Here is a 19,704-nt window from a genome sequence, read left to right as displayed (position 1 = left end):
GCACATGACTGATCAAGCAGTAAATCCGAACCTGCGCGTCGCCTGTATCGTGCCCACCTACAACGGGCGCAAGGAGCTGGAGCGTCTGCTCGATTCGCTGGAACGCCAGAGTGCGAGCTTCGATTTATTCATCGTCGACTCCAGCTCGCAAGACGGTACCGCGGAACTTGCACGAGCCCGGGTGCCGGGAGTGGTCTCTATTCCCAGCAGTCAGTTCAATCATGGTGGAACCCGGCAGATGATGGTTGGCGCCAATCCGGGTTATGACATCTATGTCTTTCTGACCCAGGACGCTTACCTCGAGGATTCAGAGGCCATCGAACACCTGCTCGCCCCCTTCTCGGACGAGCGAGTCGGCGCCGTATGTGGTCGTCAATTACCACACCTGGACGCTACGCCAATGGCGCAACATGCGCGCCTGTTCAACTACTCGGCAACGTCCCAGGTGAAAACGCTTGAGGACGTGCCAGTGCTCGGGATCAAGGCAGCGTTCATGTCCAACTCCTTCGCGGCCTATCGTGGCGAGGCTCTGCTGGCCGTGGGGGGCTTCCCTGAGCACGTGATCTTTGCCGAGGACATGTATGCGACGGCGAAGATGTTGCTCGCCGGTTGGAAGATCGCCTATGCCGGCGAGGCCAGGTGTCGGCATTCGCATAACTACAGCGTGCAGGAAGAGTTTCGCCGTTACTTCGATATGGGGGTATTCCACGCCCGTGAGCCCTGGATTCGTGAGCGCTTCGGTGGCGCGGGTGGCGAGGGACTGCGTTTCGTCAAGTCCGAGCTGATCTTTCTGGGGCTTTCGCGTTTCTATCTGTGGCCATCGGCCATTTTCCGCAATGCCTGCAAGCTAGTGGCATATAAGCTGGGGCAGAGTGAAAAGGGTATGTCTCAACAGCTGAAGAAGAAGCTCGGTATGTACAAGCGCTACTGGGATAGCCCTTATGCATAGGTCTGGGCGACAGAGGAAAGATTGAGCGTATAAAACACAAAGGCCCGCTGAATAGCGGGCCTTTGTGTTTTATATGGTGCCGGCACCAGGAGTCGAACCCGGGACCTACTGATTACAAGTCAGTGTAAAATGCAGGTTTTCCACAGGTCGTATCAGCAAAATTGACAAGCATTTAGGCTATGTAAATGCATGAATATAAAGGGATAAGTCGATTTTACTGGGCTGCGTTGAAAAATCTAACCGCTGTTTAATCTTTAGTCAAATTCCTACCCCAAACCTACCCCGTGGGCTATAGTCCTACCCCAAACCTACCCCGGAATTGGTCAGGAGCGGGCAGATGAAACAGCGCGTGGCGATGAAGGAGCACATCCTCCAACGGCTCAAGTACGACCCGCAAAAAGGCCGTCAGGACTACCTCGATCCGCCCATGCCCGGGCAGGGTACCTTCGGCGTGCGGGTCAACAAAACATGCATAAGTTTCATCTTGCTCTACAGCTTTCATGGCGACTCTCGGCGTCTGACCCTGGGCAAATACCCCGAGCTGTCCCTCGCTGAGGCGCGTGCTAAGGCCGCGCAGGCGGGGGAGCTGCTCAAGCAGGGCGTCGATCCTGGGAAGAAGAAGCTCGTCGAGTTGGTTGCGTACCGCACTAGCCCGACGCTCGAAGAGGCGATTGTCAGCTACCTGGAGTGGGCCGAAAAGAACAAGAAGTCGTGGCGTGAGGATGAGCGCATGCTGCGCAGCGAGTTTGTCCCCCACCTGGGCAAGACCAAAATTGCTGACATCAGGCGCAAGGAGGTGATTGCGCTGCTTGATCACAAAGCCAAAACCGCGCCGGTGCAGGCCAACCGCCTGCTGTCCGTGATCCGCAAGCTGTTCAACTTCTGCGTGGAGCGGCAGATTCTTGAGGCCACACCGCTGGTGAAGATGCCGCGTGTCGCCAAGGAAAAACGCCGCGAGCGCAGCCTTAACCGGCATGAGTTGGTGTGGTTTCTGCACCAGCTGGCCGGTGCCTCGCTGACAACCAATACGCGGTTTTCGCTGTTGCTGAGTCTGATGCTGGCGCAGCGTTCCGGGCGCATCGTCACCATGCGTTGGGTCGACATTGATCTCGACGATGTGATCTGGGACCGCAGTGGCCTGTTTGAAAAAAACGAAAACCCGATTGCCATTCCGCTTTCCGAGGATGTGCTGAGCATTCTGAAATACCTGCGTGAGCGGCAGGTTCAGAACGTGATGTCGAGTGACCCTGAGCGCTGGGCTGACAGTAGAAAATTGCCGAGCCCGGGGCAGTACGTGTTTCCGGGGCGCTGGCCCGCCAAGCCGCAGACACAGCCCTCACTCAACCGCGCCATGCGCCGCTTCTACGATGACTATCTGAAGGACCCAGAGCGTGTTGAAGAGGAGAGCCTGCTGCGGGTCGCAGACGGCTATCCGCGTCCGACCGTGCATGACTTGCGCCGTACGGCAACCACGCACATGTCCAAGCATGGCTTGGGCAAGGACGTGCGCAGTCGCATCCTCAACCATAAGGACCTGTCGGTGGATGCGATCTATGACCGTTACTCATACTTTGAAGAAAAGGCTGAGGCTCTCCAGGGGTGGCATGCCTATCTGAAGGGGTTGCTGCAGAAGGAGTTTGGTGACGTGGACTGGGTAGGGTTCTACGGGCGGCGCATGGAGGCCTCTGCACCAGATGATGAGGGGGAATAAAGCTATGTCCTGAGCAGCCTCGCTGCTGCGGGCGATCAGGGGCTGTGGGTCAATGATTAGCCCGAGCCGCCTCCCGACCCAGCCCCCAGGCTGGTGGCGCGGGGGATCGGTAGTGTCAGCGTACTCTGTCTCACTGGTACGTAGGATTTTCAGTCCTACAGTCTTTTGCCTTCAGCAACGCCTACTCACCTGTAGAAACCTTGCTTCGCCCCGCATTTGCTAATGCGTTTCAAGTCGCATCGTCTCACTCAGCCCGAACCTAACCAGATGGTTTACTATCCAGAAACTGTGAGGCGGAGCACGGTGCTGGGTGATTCGCGCATTTGGAAGCGAGTAAAAGCAGAGGGTTAGGAAGCGTGGCTAAAAAGCAGAATGTGCTGCTCTGCTGGGTAGGTGGAAACGACCTCAAAGCACCATCAGGAAGTGATGCTGGGCCTGTGCTTTCGACGCTGAAAGCGGAGTCTTTCGATCAGGTCGAACTGCTCTCTTCTTACCCGGCTGCGCAGGTTGAGCCCTACCTGGCCTGGCTGCGTGAGCAGGTGAATTCGCAGGTCAATCTTAGCTATGAGTCGCTTAGGTCTCCGGTGCATTTCGGAGATATCTACCAGGCTGCCAATGCACACCTAAAGCGGCTGCATGTCTCTGGCACACAGCTATCCATCCTGCTCAGTCCCGGCACGCCAGCCATGCAGGCGGTTTGGATTTTGCTCGGTAAGACCCGCTATCCAGTCACCTTCTACCAATCCTCGTTAGAGCAGGGGGTGCAGAAGGTCGATGTGCCATTCGAGATTGCTGCGGAATATGTGTCGGCAGCCAACACCATTACGGGTGACAAGCTGCTTCAGCTTGCTGACGGCCAGGCCCCAGTCAACGCGGCCTTTGACAGCATCGTTACACAGAGTGAGCGCATGTTCAGGCTCAAGGCGCAGGCGCAGGTTCTTGCTCAAAAGCAGGTGCCTGTCCTGATCTATGGCGAAACGGGCACTGGCAAGGAGCTATTCGCCAGAGCGATTCACAATGCCAGTCCTCGATCATTAGGGCCATTTGTAGCGGTCAACTGCGGCGCTATTCCGCCGGAGCTGATTGACTCCACATTGTTTGGTCACCGCAAAGGCGCGTTCACAGGCGCTGTTGAGAGTCGAGCTGGTGTCTTCCAGCAGGCTGATGGTGGAACCCTGTTCCTGGACGAGTTTGGTGAGCTGGCTCCTGATGCCCAGGTGCGTCTGTTGCGGGTGCTGCAGGAGGGTGTAGTGACTCCGGTAGGTGGCAGTCAGGAAGTCAGAGTGGATGTGCGTCTGATTACCGCGACTCACCGCAATCTGATGCAAGCCGTAGCAGAGGGTGGCTTCCGTGAGGATCTTTTCTATCGCGTTGCCATCGGTGTCCTGCATCTACCGCCACTGCGTGAGCGCGAGGGTGACCTGCTGTTGTTGGCCGACTCCCTGTTGAGTGGGATTGTCGCAGGGGACGAATCGCTAAAGGGTAAGAAAATTTCCGCAGAAGCAAAAAATCTTATCCTTAATCACCCGTGGAGAGGCAATGTGCGGGAGTTGCAGTCCACCTTGTTGCGCGCCGCCCTCTGGTGCCCGGGTGATGTGATTGGCGCTGCGGATATTGAACAGGCGATGTTCCAATCGCCTCGTGAGCAGAAGAGCTCCTTGTCTCAAGATGTATCTCAAGGCATTGATTTACAAGGGGTAATTGCCGAGGTTGCCGGGCATTATCTGCGCAAGGCGCTGACGCTTACCGGCAATAACAAGACCCGGGCGGCCAGCCTGCTAGGCCTCAAAAGCCAGCAAACGCTGAGCAACTGGATGGACAAATACGGCATCGAATAAAACTGGCACGGTCCTCGCTCTAGGACCCTCATGGACAGAATCGCCTACATGAAATCAGTCAACTTCGAGTTCCTCCGCACCGGCAACGAATTGCTGGCGAACCTCGCAGGCCTCGCTGAAGCCGTCCTGCATATCGATCCGGGCAGCGCACTCACTCGCCTGCGCAGCTTTGCCGAAGAGCTGACCAAAGCCATCTACAAGGAAGAGCTGCTGCCGCGCATGCCGCAGTCAACCTTCTACGACCTGGTGAAAAACTCGGTTTTTGTCGATTGCGTCAGCAAGCCGCTGGTGCACCAGATCAATTTCCTGCGCATCCAGGGTAACGACACCGCACACGGCGCTGAAGGTGACCTGCGCAATGCACAACTGGCACTGAAGACCGCCCATCAGCTGGCCATGTACATGGCCATCAAGTACTACGGTACCGCACAGGCCGATATTCCGCCCTTTGCCGAGGTGCAGGATCCGACCGCGACCCTCGTCCGCCTGCAGAAAACCGTCTCCAGCTATGAGAAGGAACTCAACCAGCAGCAGGAAGCGCTGCAGAGCGTGATGGACAAGCTGGAGCAGGAGCGCACCCGCCACCTCGACAAGGTCGACCCGCCTGCCAAGCCTGATCAGCAAAAGCGTCAGCAGCAGAGCCAGAAGGTGGCCGACAGCCTGCAGTGGAACGAAGCCAAAACCCGCGCATTGCTGATCGACGCCATGCTCCTGCAAGCCGGCTGGGATGTCAGCAACCCCGCGCAGGTCGGCCAGGAAGTGGAGGTCGATTTCCCCGGCAACGTCTCCGGCAAGGGCCGTGCGGACTACGTGCTATGGGGCGACAACGGTCAGCCCCTGGCCGTGATCGAGGCCAAGAAATCCGGCAATGTCAGCCTGCAAGCCGGGCGCGAACAGGCGCGCATGTACGCCGACGGCTTCGAGCGCATGGGCATGCAGCGCCCGGTGATTTTCTACAGCAACGGCTACGAAACCTTTATCTGGGACGATAAGCAGTACAACACCTACCGCCCGGTGTACGGCATCTACAGCAAGGACAGCCTGGAATACCTCGCCTATCAGCGCCAGTACCGTGTCCCCACGCTGGAGAAACACAACCCAGAGCTGAGCATTGCCGACCGCCCCTACCAGATTGAGGCGATCAAAACCGTCGCCGCCCACTTCCAGCAGCAGCGCCGCAAGGCCCTGATCATCCAGGCCACCGGCACCGGCAAAACCCGCGTGGCCATCGCCCTGGCTGAGTTGCTGCTGCGCACCGGCTGGGCCAAGCGCGTGCTGTTCCTCTGCGACCGCAAAGAGCTGCGCGTGCAGGCCGATGACGCCTTCAAGCAAAACCTGCCCAGCGAGCCGCGCTGTGTGATCGGCGAAACCGGCAAGGTCGACCAGACCGCGCGCATCTACATCGCCACCTACCCGGGCATGATGAACCGCTTCGCCCAGCTTGATGTGGGCTTCTTCGACCTGATCATCGCCGACGAAAGCCACCGCAGCATCTATAACAAGTACCGCGACCTGTTCGACTACTTCGACGCGCTGCAGGTCGGCCTCACTGCCACGCCGGTGAAGTTCATCAGCCGCAACACCTTCGATATTTTCGACTGCGAAACCACAGACCCGACTTTCGAGTTCGGCCTCGATGCTGCCATCAATAATGAGCCGCCTTATCTGGTGCCATTCCGCGTGAAGGACCTCACCACGGACTTCCTACGCGACGGCATCCACTACAACGACCTCAGCGACGAGCAGAAGCGCCAGCTCGAAGAGGACCTCGGCGAGGAGGAGGCCAAGCGCACCACCATCGCCGGCAAGGACATCGGTCGCAAAATCTTCAGCGAAGACACCGACCGCATCATCCTGGAAAACCTGATCAACAACGGCATCAAGGATGAGACCGGCTCACTGGTCGGCAAAACCATCGTCTTCGCCCAGCGTCAGGACCACGCCGAGCACCTGGAAAAGCTCTTCTGCAAGCTCTACCCGCAGTACGGCACCAAGGTCTGCAAGGTCATCCACAACGCCATCCCGCACGTGGACACCCTGATCAAGGAATTCAAAAAGCCGGATAACGACTTCCGCATCGCCATCTCGGTGGACATGCTCGACACCGGCATCGACGTACCGGAAGTGGTCAACCTGGTGTTCGCCAAGCCGGTCAAATCCTGGGTTAAGTTCTGGCAGATGATCGGCCGCGGTACGCGCCTGCGCCCCAACCTGTTTGGCCCCGGTAAAGACAAAACCGAGTTTTTGATCTTCGACCACTACGGCAACTTCGATTTCTTCGAGCAGGAGTATCAGGAGCCGGAAGACACCGGCAGCAAATCCCTGCTGCAAACCACCTTCGAAGCTCGCCTGGCGCTGGCCCAAGCCGCCCTACGCCACAACCATGCCGCTGCCTTTGACGCCGCCATTGCCCTGCTGCGTGCCGACATCAACGACCTGCCCGACACCAGCGTGGCGGTAAAGCGTGAACTGCGCGCCGTGCACCAGTTGCAGCAAACCCAGCAGCTGCAGCAGTTCGATGGCAAAACCCAACACCTGCTGACAAACACCATTGCCCCGCTGATGTCGGCCCGCGTGCTGCGCGACAAACACGCCACTGCGCTGGATAAGCTGATCGCCGGTATTCAGTGCTGCCTGGTCGAGCAGGCCACCTGCTTCGAGGACGGCAAAATTGCCCTGCTGGCCGAGTTGGACAAGCTCGCCGTGAATATCCAGGCCGTCCGCCAGAAGGATGCCCTGATCGCCGAAGTACGCAGCGCCGACTTCTGGCTGCAGCCGAGCATCGACAAGCTGGAAAACGCCCGCCAGGAACTGCGCGGCATCATGAAATATCGTCAGACCGGCACCGGGCCAGGTGATGGCATAGGAACCACCAAAACCAAGGATGGCAACCTGCTGGGCGACGAGCGCGCGGTGTACATCACTGGCGCCAGCGAGGCCATGATCTACCGCCGCCGCCTCAAGGACATCCTTGCCGGCATGCTCGCCGCCAACCCGACCCTGCAAAAAATCCACAAGGGCGAACCCATTGCCGAGAGCGAGCTGAAAACCCTGACCTCGACCATCCTCACCAGCCACCCCGGCGTCAGCCTGGAGGTGCTCAACGAGTTCTACGGTCGCACAGCCGATCAACTGCACCTCACCGTACGCGAGATCATTGGCCTGGATGCACACGCCATTGAGGAACACTTCAAACAGTTCCTCCATGCCCATCCCAGCCTGACCGCCCAGCAGGTGCGCTTTATGAACCTGCTGAAAAACTACATCGCCCAGCACGGCAGCATCGTGATTGAAACACTCTACGACGCGCCGTTTTCCAGCATCTCCCACGAGGGCATCGACGGCGTGTTCGCCCCCGCCGATGTCACCGAACTGGTGGCCGTGCTCAAACCCTTTTTGAAGAACCCCGACCAGCCCGGCCCCCCCGCCTGATGGCCGCACAACCTATAGATCGAGACCACTGAATGCTCACCGGCAAAATCCGCAACGATATCGACAAGCTCTGGGAAAAATTCTGGACCGGCGGCATCACCAACCCGCTGACTGTGATCGAACAGATCAGCTACCTGATGTTCGCCCGCATGCTCGACATGCAGGAAGACGTGGCCGAGCGCAAAGCCAATCGCACCGGCAAGCCCTTCGACCGCCTCTTTCCCAATACCCCGGAAGGCCAGCTGCTGCGCTGGAAGATCTTCCGCAACATGAGTGGCAAGGAGCTGCACAGCCATCTCAAGCAGAAGGTCTACCCCTTCTTCGCCCAACTCGGCGGTGCTGAAGGCGAGGGCGGTGAGCGCGAGGGCCTCGGTCATATCAGCGAGTACATGCAGGACGCCGATCTAGAGATCAAGAACGAGTCCGTACTCACCTCCGCTGTGGAGATGGTCAATGACCTGCCGCTGACCCAGAGCGACGTCAAGGGCGATATCTACGAATACCTGCTGAGCAAGCTCACCACCGCCGGCATCAACGGCCAGTTCCGCACCCCGCGCCACATCATCGACGCGATGATCGAACTGATCGCCCCGCAGCCGACCGAGGTAATCTGCGACCCGGCCTGCGGCACGGCGGGCTTTCTCGCCCGCACCATGGAATACCTCAACCGCGTGCATTCAAGCCCGGAAGGCACCTTCACCGACGAAGACGGCAACCTGCATTACTCCGGCGACCTGCTCGAACCCTACCGCCAGCACATCAACAGCCAGATGTTCTGGGGCTTCGACTTCGACACCACCATGCTGCGCGTCTCCAGCATGAACATGATGCTGCACGGCGTGAACGGCGGGAACATCCGCTACCAGGACTCCCTGAGCAAATCCATCAAGGAGCACTACCCGCGTCAGGAACAAGACTTCTTCGACGTGGTGCTGGCCAACCCTCCGTTCAAAGGCAGCCTGGACGAAACCAACACCAACCCCGACGTGCTCGGTCTGGTGAAAACCAAGAAGACCGAGCTGCTGTTCGTTGCCCATATCCTCCGCTCGCTCAAGCTCGGCGGCCGCGCCGCCGTGATCGTGCCGGACGGCGTGCTGTTCGGCTCGTCCAAAGCCCACCAGCAACTGCGCCAGGAGCTGCTCGACAACAACCAGCTCGAAGGCATCGTCAGCCTGCCCAGCGGTGTGTTCAAACCCTACGCCGGCGTCAGCACTGCCATCCTGATTTTTACCAAGGGCGGTACCACCGAACGTGTGTGGTTCTATGACCTGCAGGCCGACGGCTACTCGCTGGACGACAAGCGCACCGAGCTGAAAGGAGAGGGCAGCAACGACCTGCCCGATGCTATAGCCCAGTGGCATAAGTACCGGCAGATGATTGAGGGCAACCTCAGCGCCAGCACCATCAATACCCTGTTCGGCGACAAGCGCAAAAAGGCCTTTGTCGTGCCCGCAGAGGATATTGCTGCCAACAAGTACGACCTCTCCATCAATCGCTACAAGGAAGTGGAGTACCGGCAGGAACAGTACGAGGATCCCAAGGTGATTCTGCAACGGCTAAAAGGGCTGGAGCAGGAAATTCTGGCGGATCTGGATGAGCTGGAGGGGATGCTGTGAGCTGGCCTCTTGTTGCCATAAAAGAAGTGGCAAAGGTTGTTACAGGGAAGACACCATCAACGGTGGATGATCAGAACTTTGGCGGGGATATTCCGTTTGTCACTCCTGCTGAGCTTGGACTGGAGACTTATGTAACGAGTGCGCCAAGAACCTTGTCCGCTAAAGGCGCCTCGGCAATTAAGCTGGTACCAAATAATGCTGTAATGGTTTGCTGTATAGGCTCGCTTGGGAAGATGGCGATTGCGGGTACGCCTGTTGCCACAAATCAACAGATCAACTCAGTGATCTTTGACGAGAATAGAGTTGACGCAAAGTATGGCTTCTACGCTTTGCAGCTTTTAAAGCCAAAAATGGAGGCTATGGCTCCATCAACTACCGTAGCGATTATTAATAAGGGCAATTTCGAGGCGATGCAAATCCCTCTCCCACCTCTGCCCGAACAAAAGCGCATCGCCGCTATCCTAGACAAGGCCGATGCCATTCGCCTCAAACACCAGCAAGCCATCCAGCTCGTCGACGACTTCCTCCGCGCCGTGTTTCTGGACATGTTCGGCGACCCGGTAAGCAATCCGAAGGGATGGCCCAAGAAAAGCCTTAAATTACTGGGTAAGTCAGCAACTGGCAGGACGCCCCCAGGTGAGAAAGTTGGTATGTGGGGCGAAGGTTTGCCTTTTGTAACTCCTGGTGATTTGTGTGGGAAAGTTGACTCTTCTGTTCGGGAGGTGACCCGAGAGGGGGCTGAGTATTCAAAAATTTGCCGCAAAGGCAGCTTGTTGGTCTGTTGTATAGGTACTGTTGGGAAGGTTGGGATTGCTGGCCGCTCTTTAGCATTCAATCAGCAGATAAATGCGCAGGAGTGGGGTTCTGAAATTTCAGATATTTATGGGTTTTTTGTATTTAAGCTGTCTCCTGGGTTGGTTAGCTCTAAAGCAATTCAGACTACACTTCCGATTCTAAAAAAATCACTATTTGACGAAATTGAAATCCCTGTCCCGCCGATAGGCCTTCAGGAGAAATTTTCCGCTATTGCGCAGAAAGTATCGGAGTCTAGCCTCCGCCACGAATCTGGGTTGAATACGCCACTTTTCGAATCGCTATCCCAGCTGGCGTTTTCAGGACAGCTTTAGATAAGGAAATCCCCATGCGCCTCAAGTCCGTCAAGCTCACACATTTTCGCGGCTACCGCGCCACTACCGTCATTCCCATCGACGAAGCCATGACCGGCATCGTCGGGCGCAATGACTATGGCAAATCGACCATCCTCGAAGCCCTGGCGATCTTCTTCGAGAGCGGCGACGTCAAGGCCGACAAGAGCGATATGAACTGCTTCAGCCTGGCCGAGGGCGCCGAGCAGTTCGAGATTGCCTGTGAGTTTGATGATCTGCCTGAGGCGCTGGTGCTCGATGAAAATGCAGAGACCTCCTTGGCGCAGGAGTACTTGCTCAACGCCGAGGGTGCGCTGGAGATTGTCAAAACCTTCAAGGCCAATACCGGCAAGCTGGAGCGCACCGCTATCCGCTGCCAGCACCCTGCGGATGAAGCGCTGGCTGGGCTGCTGAGCCTGAAGATGACCGAACTGAAAAGGCTCGGTGAGCAGCAAGGCGTTGCTGAGCAAGTAGCAGACAAGCGCGTGGCTTCACAGTGGCGGCAGGCTATCCGTGCTGCAGCGCAGCCCATTGCCTGTCAGGAGAGGCTGCTGGACGTTAGCAAAGGACTTTCGACCGACAGCAAATCCATTTGGGAAAAGATCGAGGCCCAGTTGCCTACCTTTGCCCTGTTCAAGGCGGATCGTGAAAGCAGTGACGGCGATGCTGAGGCCAAGAACCCGCTGCAGCAGGCGGTCAAGGAAGCTCAGGCTGCGCTGCAGGATCAGATCAGCGCGCTGGAGCAACAGATCGAAGCCAGTGTGCTGGATGTCGCTGAGCGTACCCTCGACAAGCTGCGGGAAATGGCCCCCGAGCTGGCCAATGAACTGACCCCACGTTTCAAGGAAAAGCCCAAGTGGAGCTTCAGCTTCACCCTGGATGGCGAGAACGGTATCCCCATCAACAAGCGCGGCAGCGGCGTGCGCCGGCTGATCCTGCTCAATTTCTTCCGCGCCGAGGCGGAGAAGGCGGTAATGGGCTCCCAGCGTAATGTGATTTACGCCATCGAAGAGCCGGAAACCTCCCAGCACCCGAACTACCAGATGATGCTGATGAAGGCGTTGCTGGAACTCTCCAACCAGCCCAACCGGCAGATCATTGTCACCACCCACGTTCCCGCCCTGGCCGGCCTGATGCCCATCGATGGCATCCGCTACGTCACCAAGGATGAGAACGGCATCCCCATCGTCAAGATGCCAGATGACAATGTGCTCAAGGAGGCCGCCGAGAGTTTGGGTGTGCTCCCCGAAACGGGGATGGAGCGTGCGAAGGGAATCATCCTGGTGGAAGGCAAGAGCGACATCACCTTCCTGCGTCACACAGCTAGCACCCTCAAGGCAGCAAGCGTTATTGACCGCGATCTCGATGATCAGGGGCTTATCCCGATTCACGTTGGCGGCTGTGGAAACGTGAAGCATTGGGTCACTCATCAACTTGCCGACGAAATTGGCCTGCCTTGGTGCGTTTTCCTCGACTCAGATCTTGGTGATCCCTTTCAGCACAAGACAAACCTCAAGCGAAAACAAGAAGTTGAAGGGCTTGGACGGGCGTTTTATTCGACTCGTAAGCGTGAAATCGAGAACTACCTGTGTCCAGATTTGATTCTGCAAGAAGCCGGTGTCGTGGTTAATTTCACCGATACCAGCGATGCCAAGCAGATCATTGGTGACGCAGTAGGGATGAAACCAGACGATGTTTCAGATCGATTTTGGCCACTGATGAGTGCCGACAAAATCCTCCAGCGCTCGATGTACCAAGATGGCGACAAACAGCGCTCGGAGCTGAAAGAGCTCGTTGAGAGTTTGCTGGCGTTGGTTCCTTGAATCCCGCGTGGTGTATGGCTCTGCTGAAGCGGTTTGGTCTGCCTGCTCCCAGTGCAGGGGATAAACGGGACAGATTTATTTATTCAGGATTTGAGGCAGTTATATGTCAATCTGGACGGGCTTGAAACGCACTGTCGCTGTGCTGGGTTCGGCTGCGGAGGCCGTTTCGCGAGCGCTTACAGTGCTCAACGACTTTCTGGATGACGTTAATCGCTCATCGGCTGAATTTAACCGTTCACTCAAGGAACGCCTTGAGGCAGGAAGGACTCCTGCTCTGGAAACGCAGGTGAAAGTTCTTGAGGCTCAGATTGCCCATCCGGAGATTTTTGCGGTTTTACCGCGTCAGGTCATGGCCAAGCGTAAGGAGCTTTTGCAGGTGTATGAGGAGCTGGCTGGCCGCCTGACGGGAGAAGCCGCAGATGAGGTTCTGGTGAAAAGGGACAAGCTCCGGGCGGAACTGCGCGAAAAGACTGCAAGGTAGTCTTGGTATTGGATTAGGGTTTCTGAGTTGTCTCTGGGCTCGCCTGTTGTGTAAGGAATATGGATGGTTTCGGATAACTTTGCCCCGCTGAAGTCTCGCTGGCCCGAGCTGTATCAGCATGCCTCGCTGGCAGAACGCTATGTGTTTGCTGACCCGCATACCGCCGTGGTCAAGTTGCGTTGTTTTGCCGAGGTGCTGGTGGGGGTGCTCTACCGGGATTTGCGCCTGCCCTGTGAACCAAGTGATGGCTTTTTCGAGAAGCTCAAGTCCCCGGCCTTTGTGGAGCTGGTTGGCGACATCGTGCTACAGAGGCTGCATGCGCTGCGGATGATCGGCAATAAGGCCGCCCATGGCGGCTTGATCGACTCCAGCGTTGCGCTGGCCCTGATTGGTGATGCGTATCTGATCGGTCAGTGGTTTTACAAAACCTGTGGCGGTGAGTCTGCCGACAGCTATCCGCCTTTCACTGTGCCTGTCGAAGCCAATGAGCAGGGCAGCCCTGCAGAAGACCATGCCGAGCAGTTGGCCATGGCGAAAGACGAGTTGAGCCGCCTTGAGGCTGCAGAGAAAGCGGCGCAGGCAGAAGCTGCGTCACTCAGTCCGGCGCCAGAACAGGCCAGGATTGATGATTTCAAGTGCGCCTCGGCTCAGGCGCAGCGCACCATCGATTTCAACGGCCCGAACACGCGCCGACATATCAGCATTCACGACGCCTTTGCCGGCTATACGCTGACCAGTGGCCAGACGGAGCTGGTCAAACAGATCGAGCGCTTCCTAAGTAGTAGGTCGGAGAGCGTTTTCCTTCTCAAAGGCTACGCGGGCACCGGCAAAACCTTCATCACCAAGGGGCTGACCGAGTATTTCCGGGCCATTGGCCGCAACTACGTGCTCGCCGCACCCACCGGCAAGGCCGCGAAGGTGATCGCCAGCAAAACCCAGTCGCCGGCTTACACCCTGCACAAGACTCTCTATGCGTTCGACGATATGGACGAGTACCGCGATGCAGACACCGAGGGTACCGAGACTTTCAAGTTCTACGCCAAGCTGGCGGTGAACACGCTCTCGGTGGATACGGTGTACATCGTGGATGAGGCGTCCATGGTGGCGGACATCTACCAGGAGGCAGAGTTCTTCCGCTTTGGTTCGGGCTATCTGCTTGCCGACCTGTTCGAGTTCGTTAATCTGGACCATAACGATCACCGCAAGAAGGTGATTTTTATCGGCGACGACGCGCAGCTGCCACCGGTGGGGATGAACTTTTCCCCTGCTTTGGATGCGGAGTATCTGTTGCGCCATCACCGCGTCCGTTGCAGCGAATACGAGCTGTCTGAGGTGGTGCGGCAGAAAGCGCAGAGCGGCATTCTGGCCAACGCTCAGCCCCTGCGACAGTCATTGCAGAGCAAGGTGTTCAACCGCCTGACCATGGACCTCGCCTATCCAGACGTTGAGAAGGTCGAACATCAGGCGCTGTTGCAGCGTTACTTGGACTCCTGCGGTGGCAAGATCAACGGCGAGTCCATCGTCATTGCTCATTCCAACGCTGACGTGGGCGATTACAACCGGCTAATTCGCGAACACTTCTTCCCCGGCTGGGCGCAGGTGCGTCCGGGGGACAAGGTGATGGCTGTTGCCAATAGCAACGCGTACGGGTTCTTTATCTCGAACGGTGACTTCGGCCTGATCCGTGAGGTGCTCGGAGAGGTTGAAGAGCGCAGCGTCAAGCTGAAGCGGAGAAATCCCGAAACCTCAGTGGTCGAGGAAATTGTTGTGCCGCTGCGCTTCAGGGACGTGCTGGCAGGCTTCCGTGATCTTGATGGCTCGCCCCGGTTTTTCCAAGCCAAGATCATGGAAGATCTGCTCTACAGCAAGGAGCCCACGCTTTCGTCAGATGAGAACAAGGCGCTCTACCTCGATTTCTGCATGCGTCACAAGCACTTGCCAAGGCGGACTAAGGCGTTCAAGGACGCCCTGATGGCGGATCCGTATTTCAATGCCTTGCGGCTCAAGTTCGGTTACGCCATCACTTGCCACAAGGCACAGGGCAGTGAGTGGAACCATGTATTCGTTAAATGCAAAAGCCATCAAAGCCAGCTGACGGCTGACTATTTCCGCTGGTTCTATACGGCGATCACGCGAACGGCGCGCCACCTTTATCTGCTCGATCCACCGAATATCCAGCCGTGGAGTGGTATGCAGATGGTGGCCAATCCGGCGCTGGAGTTGCTCGGCGCAGCGCCCAGCATGCCCGCGGCTCCGGCTCCGGCTCCGGCTCCGGCTCCGGCTCCGGCTCCGGCTTCCAGCGTTGCTGCGCCTGCATCTGCAGCGGTTGCCCCTGCGCCGCAATCCGAAACATTTGGCATCCCCGCCAGCGCAACAACGCTGCTCGCGTTGCTGGCCGAGGTGCGCAGGTTGATTGCCGGGCGGGGGATCAGTATCGAGGACGTCCTCCATCACCAGTACCAGGAGGTTTACCTCTTCAGCCGTGAGGCAGAGTCTGCCCGCATAGACATTACCTATAACGGAAGAAGCAAGATTACCGGTGTAGCGGCACCTTACCTCTCCGAGTTGAGCAGCGAGCTGAGTGCTGTGCTGGCCGCGCTCAAGGGCTTGCCGCTTGCAGATGGCGGAACGGCCGGAGTTGCCGAGGCCCATTTCGCCAAGCCGTTCCTCAATGAGCTCCACGCCAAGGTGCTTGGCCTGTGCGCTGACAGTGGTATCACGTTGCAGAAGGTTGTTGAGCTGCAGTGGTGCCAACGCTACAGCTTTGCCCGCGATGGTGCCGTGGCTGTTTATGACATCTGGTACAACGGCAGAGACCAGTTTACGAAATGCCAGCCCGTGGTCGCAGCGTGCTCCCCGGGCACCTTGGCCGCTGAGGTGGGGCAGCTTCTTACGGTAGGTATGCAAGCGTGATTAGCAACAAGGAGGTTTTCGCCAAGCGCAGGGAAGGAGCGATCGACGAGGCCTACAAGATGGCGCTTGAGTTGATGGCTGCGCCGCAGGTAGATGACTGGGACCGCAAGGCATTTGCCTGGTGTCTGGTCGACCTGATCAAGCGAGACGTCAAGGGCGGGGATCTGGAGAACCTGCCGCACTATCGCAGCCAGTTGGAGAGTCTTGCTGTCGATCCTGGTGACGATGTGCTGAGTAAAGGCGTTCGCCATGCGCTATCGCTGTGCAATCCCTTTGGCCAGCAGATCAGCGAGGCCAAGGGGCTGAGTAAGAGCGGGCAGCATGCGCAGGCTGCAGCCATCTACCGCAAGGTATGGATGAACGGTGCTGCCGATCAGGAGATCCAGACCAGTTTCGGCTGGGAGCTTTACCAGCACACCAAGGCGCTGCTGGCCAAGGAGAACTTCAGCGTTGGCGAGGTCAAGCGCAATTTAAGTGACTATCTCAAGCTGGAGATCGAAAAGCCCTCTCCGCTCCACTCTCGCATGCTGCAGTTGGCCGCCAAACTGGCCGGGCAGGACAAGCTGAAAATGCTGGCCTTTTCCCGCCATTGGGATCTCCAGCACCTGCGCGGGGAAGACTATGAGCGTTACCGCGCCGAGGATGGCAGGGAGTATCCGTCACTGGCTGAGAAGGTCATCCAGCTCGCGGGCAAGGAGGCGGCCGCTGCGGATGATGCTGACGGGCAGGAGTACATACTGCCCTTCATTGATAGTGCCATGGGCCGCTTCCCGGACAACGTATTTCTCAAGCTGAACAAGGCCAAGCTGCTGCTGGCGCTGGGCCGGCATGACGAGGCGCTGGCTTTCGGGATTGCGGTGACCAAGGCCAAGTCCAACGATTACTGGGCCTGGGGGCTGCTGGGGGAAATTGTCTCGCAAAAGGATCAGGACGCTGCGCTGGGCTGTTATTGCAAGGCGCTGACCTGCTCGGCAGAGGACAAGTTCACCGGGAAAATCCGCCTGAAAGTCGCCGAGCGCATGCTGGAGGCTAATGACCATGCAGCAGCCAAGCATGAGGTCGAGGCTATTGTTCGAGCCAAGGAGCAGGAGGGCTACAAGATCCCTGAAGAGGTTGCCAGTATAGCGGCGCAGGACTGGTTTGCCGGTGTGCAGGCCAAGGTATCCAACCGTGACTACTACAGGCTGCATGCAAAGGCGGCTGAGGCGCTGCTGTTCAATGACTTGCCCTGGATTGATGCTTGCCTGGGCGAGACCTTTGTCGTGCCGGGTAGAGAGAACAAGCCCAAGCGCAAGGTTTTCCTGAAAACGGGCTCAATCCCCGCGGAGGTGTCGATTCCTGAGTCAAAGGTCGCGCGGATGAGTTTGGCGGCCGGGGATGCCGTCAGGATCAAGGGCGAGTTTGATGAGAAGCAGCGCTTCAACCTGTTTGTGCTGGAGCGCCGGCCTGGCGCTACTGCGTGGGATGTGGCACCCGAGCTTTTAGGGGTTGTGAGCCAGGTGAATGAGGACAAACAGGTCATTCGCTACATCGTCAGCCGGGAGATCAATGGTGAGATCCCGATGTCGGTGTTGCCGTGTGCGTTTGCCGAGGGCGATGCCATCGAGGTGCAGCTTGTTCGCTATGTTTCGAAGCGTGGCCCTCAATACCGCGTGCTTTCCGCAAAGGCGAGCGAAAAAGTGCCAGGCGATTTGTTGCGCAAGGACTTCACCGAGGCGGTTCGCGTCTCTAACGGCATGGGATTTACCCCAAGCGAAATATTTATTCCTCCGCCATTGGTGGAGCGCTGCGAGATCGAAGACGGTCAGCAGGTTTCCGGTACGGCGGTACAGGTCTACAACAAAAAGCGTGAAAGCTGGGGATGGAAGGCCGTATCCATTCAGCCGTTGTAGACGGCTACATGTTGGTCGTTCTCTGGCTTTTGAGAGTTCACAAATAATTGCGAAAGAGAATTCTGCAGTCCGGCTTTTTCAAGGCAGCACCCCTGGCCGCCGCCCCAAGCCTGATCATGGGTGCACTTCCACTGTTGGGTTACGCGCCGTGGGGGCGTACCACCGCCTGGAGGGCCTCAAGGCGAACCTGGCTGCTAACTGTCTGCCGGACAATCTGGATGCCTACGCGCCGGATCAGTTCGACGAGTTTCTGCTCGAACGCCGACAGCGGATGGCGCAGAAGATTAAGCAGTATTACTGGGGATTGTGAGGGGTATTTCCCACAGCGTTGTGAATGAGCCCCTGTTCGTGTCGGTAAACAAAATTACCAATAAATAACGGTTTTTACGTATATAACGATATTTCTCGGCCTTCAAGATTGCATAACATACTGTTTTTAAAAGAAAACATGAGTTGGCACGGAATGCGCTTATAGGGAGATATCCAATTGACTATCAAGGAAGTACACAGTGTCAGAACTCAAAAAATTCCAGGTCCAAACCGCCCGTCCGCTGCCGATCATCGTTCTGGCTGACACCAGTGGCAGCATGTCTGTGGATGGCAAGATCGAGGCGCTGAACAAGGGCCTGAAAGACATGATCAGCAGCTTTGCCGGCGAGAGCCGCCTGCGGGCTGAACTGCAGGTCAGTTTGATCACCTTTGGCAGTCAAGCAGAGGTGAATTTGCCTTTGACTCCGGCTCATCAGTTGCAGGGCTTCACCCCGCTTACTGCTGCGGGGGCGACTCCGCTGGGTGGTGCTCTGGCACTGGCCAGCCAGATGATCGAAGACAAGGACAGCATCCCCTCCCGCGCCTACAAACCGGTAATCGTGCTGGTTTCCGATGGCCACCCTACTGATGACTGGCAGGGTTCCTTTGCTCGTCTGGCCAATGGCGAGCGCTCGTCCAAGGCCACTCGCTTTGCCATGGCCATCGGTGCTGATGCCGATGAGAGCATGCTCGGTGATTTTGCCAATGACCCGGAGGCACCGCTGTTCCGTGCCGAGAATGCTGCGGATATCCACCGTTTTTTCCGCGCTGTGACGATGAGCGTCAGTGCACGTAGCCGCTCGGCGACGCCGAATCAGTCTGCTCCGCTGCAAATCCCGACGGATGATCAGGACTGGGATTTCTGATGCGCTTGTTGGCGAGTGGGGCTTCGGTGAGGGGCCCCGCCCACCAACAGGATGACTCACCTAACCAGGATGCCCTGGCCGTCAGTGGTATACGCGGCGGTTGGTGCGTTGCAGTTGCCGATGGATTGGGCAGTCGCCCCTTGAGCCACTTCGGTTCGCGCAAGGCGGTGCAGTTGTCACGGCACGTGCTTCGGTGCCAGGCGGACATTACTCATGCAGCGGTTACTGACGAGGTTCGCAAGGCCTGGCTGGCCTGTTTTGGCGAGCGTTATCGCCTACATGAAACGACCTGCCTGTGGGCGCGCGTGGATGCCCGTGGCCGGGCTGTTGCCGGGCAGATTGGCGATGGATTGCTGCTGGCAAGAAGCGCTGGCGCTTTCAGGGTGCTGACCGATCAACGCCAGGGCTTCGGTAATCAGACCCTGACCTTGGCCCAGGCGGATGCCCGGAATACTCGCAGCTTCGAGTTTGAGTTGAGCCAGCCGGGTGATGGCGTACTGCTGATGACGGATGGTATCTCGGATGATCTGATTCCATCGCAGCTTGAGTCGTTTTTTGATGCCATTTACCGGCGCCAACTGCGTTGTAGTAGCAAGCGCAGCATGCGCCGCTGGCTGACGGGTGAGCTGCTGGACTGGTCGACGCCACGCCATGGTGACGACAAGAGCATTGCTGGAATTTTCTTAACGGATTGATACAGATGAGCACGAACAAGGCCGCGCCGCAGAA

13 protein-coding genes are annotated in these 19,704 nt (G+C 57.6%); all 13 read left to right on the top strand.

The window, feature by feature from the left end:
• Nucleotides 1–4 precede the first annotated feature (4 nt).
• The 13 genes from BLT86_RS17470 to BLT86_RS17415 all read left to right on the top strand — a co-directional run bounded on the left by BLT86_RS17470 (nucleotide 5) and on the right by BLT86_RS17415 (nucleotide 19,670).
• Complete coding sequence (locus tag BLT86_RS17470; RefSeq protein WP_092378502.1) at nucleotides 5–949, top strand: glycosyltransferase family 2 protein; 945 nt, start codon at nucleotides 5–7, stop codon at nucleotides 947–949.
• A gap of 337 nt (nucleotides 950–1,286) precedes the next feature.
• Nucleotides 1,287–2,660: a tyrosine-type recombinase/integrase gene (locus BLT86_RS17465; protein WP_038664511.1), complete on the top strand. Its 1,374-nt coding sequence runs from the start codon at nucleotides 1,287–1,289 to the stop codon at nucleotides 2,658–2,660.
• A gap of 356 nt (nucleotides 2,661–3,016) precedes the next feature.
• Nucleotides 3,017–4,498, top strand: a complete 1,482-nt coding sequence (locus tag BLT86_RS17460) for a sigma-54 interaction domain-containing protein (protein WP_092378499.1) — start codon at nucleotides 3,017–3,019, stop codon at nucleotides 4,496–4,498.
• A 48-nt stretch (nucleotides 4,499–4,546) separates the two neighbouring features.
• Nucleotides 4,547–7,930 carry a DEAD/DEAH box helicase family protein gene (locus BLT86_RS17455; RefSeq protein ID WP_092378496.1) on the top strand — a complete coding sequence of 1,128 codons (3,384 nt, stop codon included), beginning with the start codon at nucleotides 4,547–4,549 and terminating at the stop codon, nucleotides 7,928–7,930.
• Between the two features lie 32 nt (nucleotides 7,931–7,962).
• A complete protein-coding gene (locus BLT86_RS17450; protein WP_092378493.1) occupies nucleotides 7,963–9,546 on the top strand; it encodes a type I restriction-modification system subunit M in 1,584 nt (527 codons plus the stop codon).
• A complete protein-coding gene (locus BLT86_RS17445; RefSeq protein ID WP_038664502.1) occupies nucleotides 9,543–10,673 on the top strand; it encodes a restriction endonuclease subunit S in 1,131 nt (376 codons plus the stop codon). Before BLT86_RS17450 ends, BLT86_RS17445 begins: the two co-directional genes overlap by 4 nt.
• 14 nt (nucleotides 10,674–10,687) lie before the next feature.
• Nucleotides 10,688–12,514, top strand: a complete 1,827-nt coding sequence (locus tag BLT86_RS17440; protein ID WP_038664499.1) for an AAA family ATPase — start codon at nucleotides 10,688–10,690, stop codon at nucleotides 12,512–12,514.
• A gap of 103 nt (nucleotides 12,515–12,617) precedes the next feature.
• Nucleotides 12,618–12,995: a hypothetical protein gene (locus BLT86_RS17435; protein ID WP_038664496.1), complete on the top strand. Its 378-nt coding sequence runs from the start codon at nucleotides 12,618–12,620 to the stop codon at nucleotides 12,993–12,995.
• A gap of 63 nt (nucleotides 12,996–13,058) precedes the next feature.
• Nucleotides 13,059–15,908: an ATP-dependent DNA helicase gene (locus BLT86_RS17430; RefSeq protein ID WP_092378491.1), complete on the top strand. Its 2,850-nt coding sequence runs from the start codon at nucleotides 13,059–13,061 to the stop codon at nucleotides 15,906–15,908.
• Nucleotides 15,905–17,800 (top strand): DUF7017 domain-containing protein, encoded by a 1,896-nt coding sequence (locus tag BLT86_RS17425; RefSeq protein WP_038664490.1) that lies wholly within the window; start codon nucleotides 15,905–15,907, stop codon nucleotides 17,798–17,800. The genes BLT86_RS17430 and BLT86_RS17425 overlap by 4 nt, the downstream gene beginning before the upstream one ends.
• Nucleotides 17,801–17,948: 148 nt before the next feature.
• Nucleotides 17,949–18,110 carry a hypothetical protein gene (locus BLT86_RS25835; RefSeq protein ID WP_153574101.1) on the top strand — a complete coding sequence of 54 codons (162 nt, stop codon included), beginning with the start codon at nucleotides 17,949–17,951 and terminating at the stop codon, nucleotides 18,108–18,110.
• 199 nt (nucleotides 18,111–18,309) lie between these two features.
• A complete protein-coding gene (locus BLT86_RS17420; protein WP_038664489.1) occupies nucleotides 18,310–18,975 on the top strand; it encodes a vWA domain-containing protein in 666 nt (221 codons plus the stop codon).
• Nucleotides 18,975–19,670 (top strand): PP2C family serine/threonine-protein phosphatase, encoded by a 696-nt coding sequence (locus BLT86_RS17415; protein WP_038664486.1) that lies wholly within the window; start codon nucleotides 18,975–18,977, stop codon nucleotides 19,668–19,670. Before BLT86_RS17420 ends, BLT86_RS17415 begins: the two co-directional genes overlap by 1 nt.
• The last annotated feature ends 34 nt before the right edge of the window (nucleotides 19,671–19,704 follow it).

Origin of the sequence: Pseudomonas sihuiensis, assembly GCF_900106015.1 — a bacterium.
Classification (GTDB): domain Bacteria; phylum Pseudomonadota; class Gammaproteobacteria; order Pseudomonadales; family Pseudomonadaceae; genus Aquipseudomonas; species Aquipseudomonas sihuiensis.
This window is presented reverse-complemented; position numbering and strand designations above follow the sequence as displayed.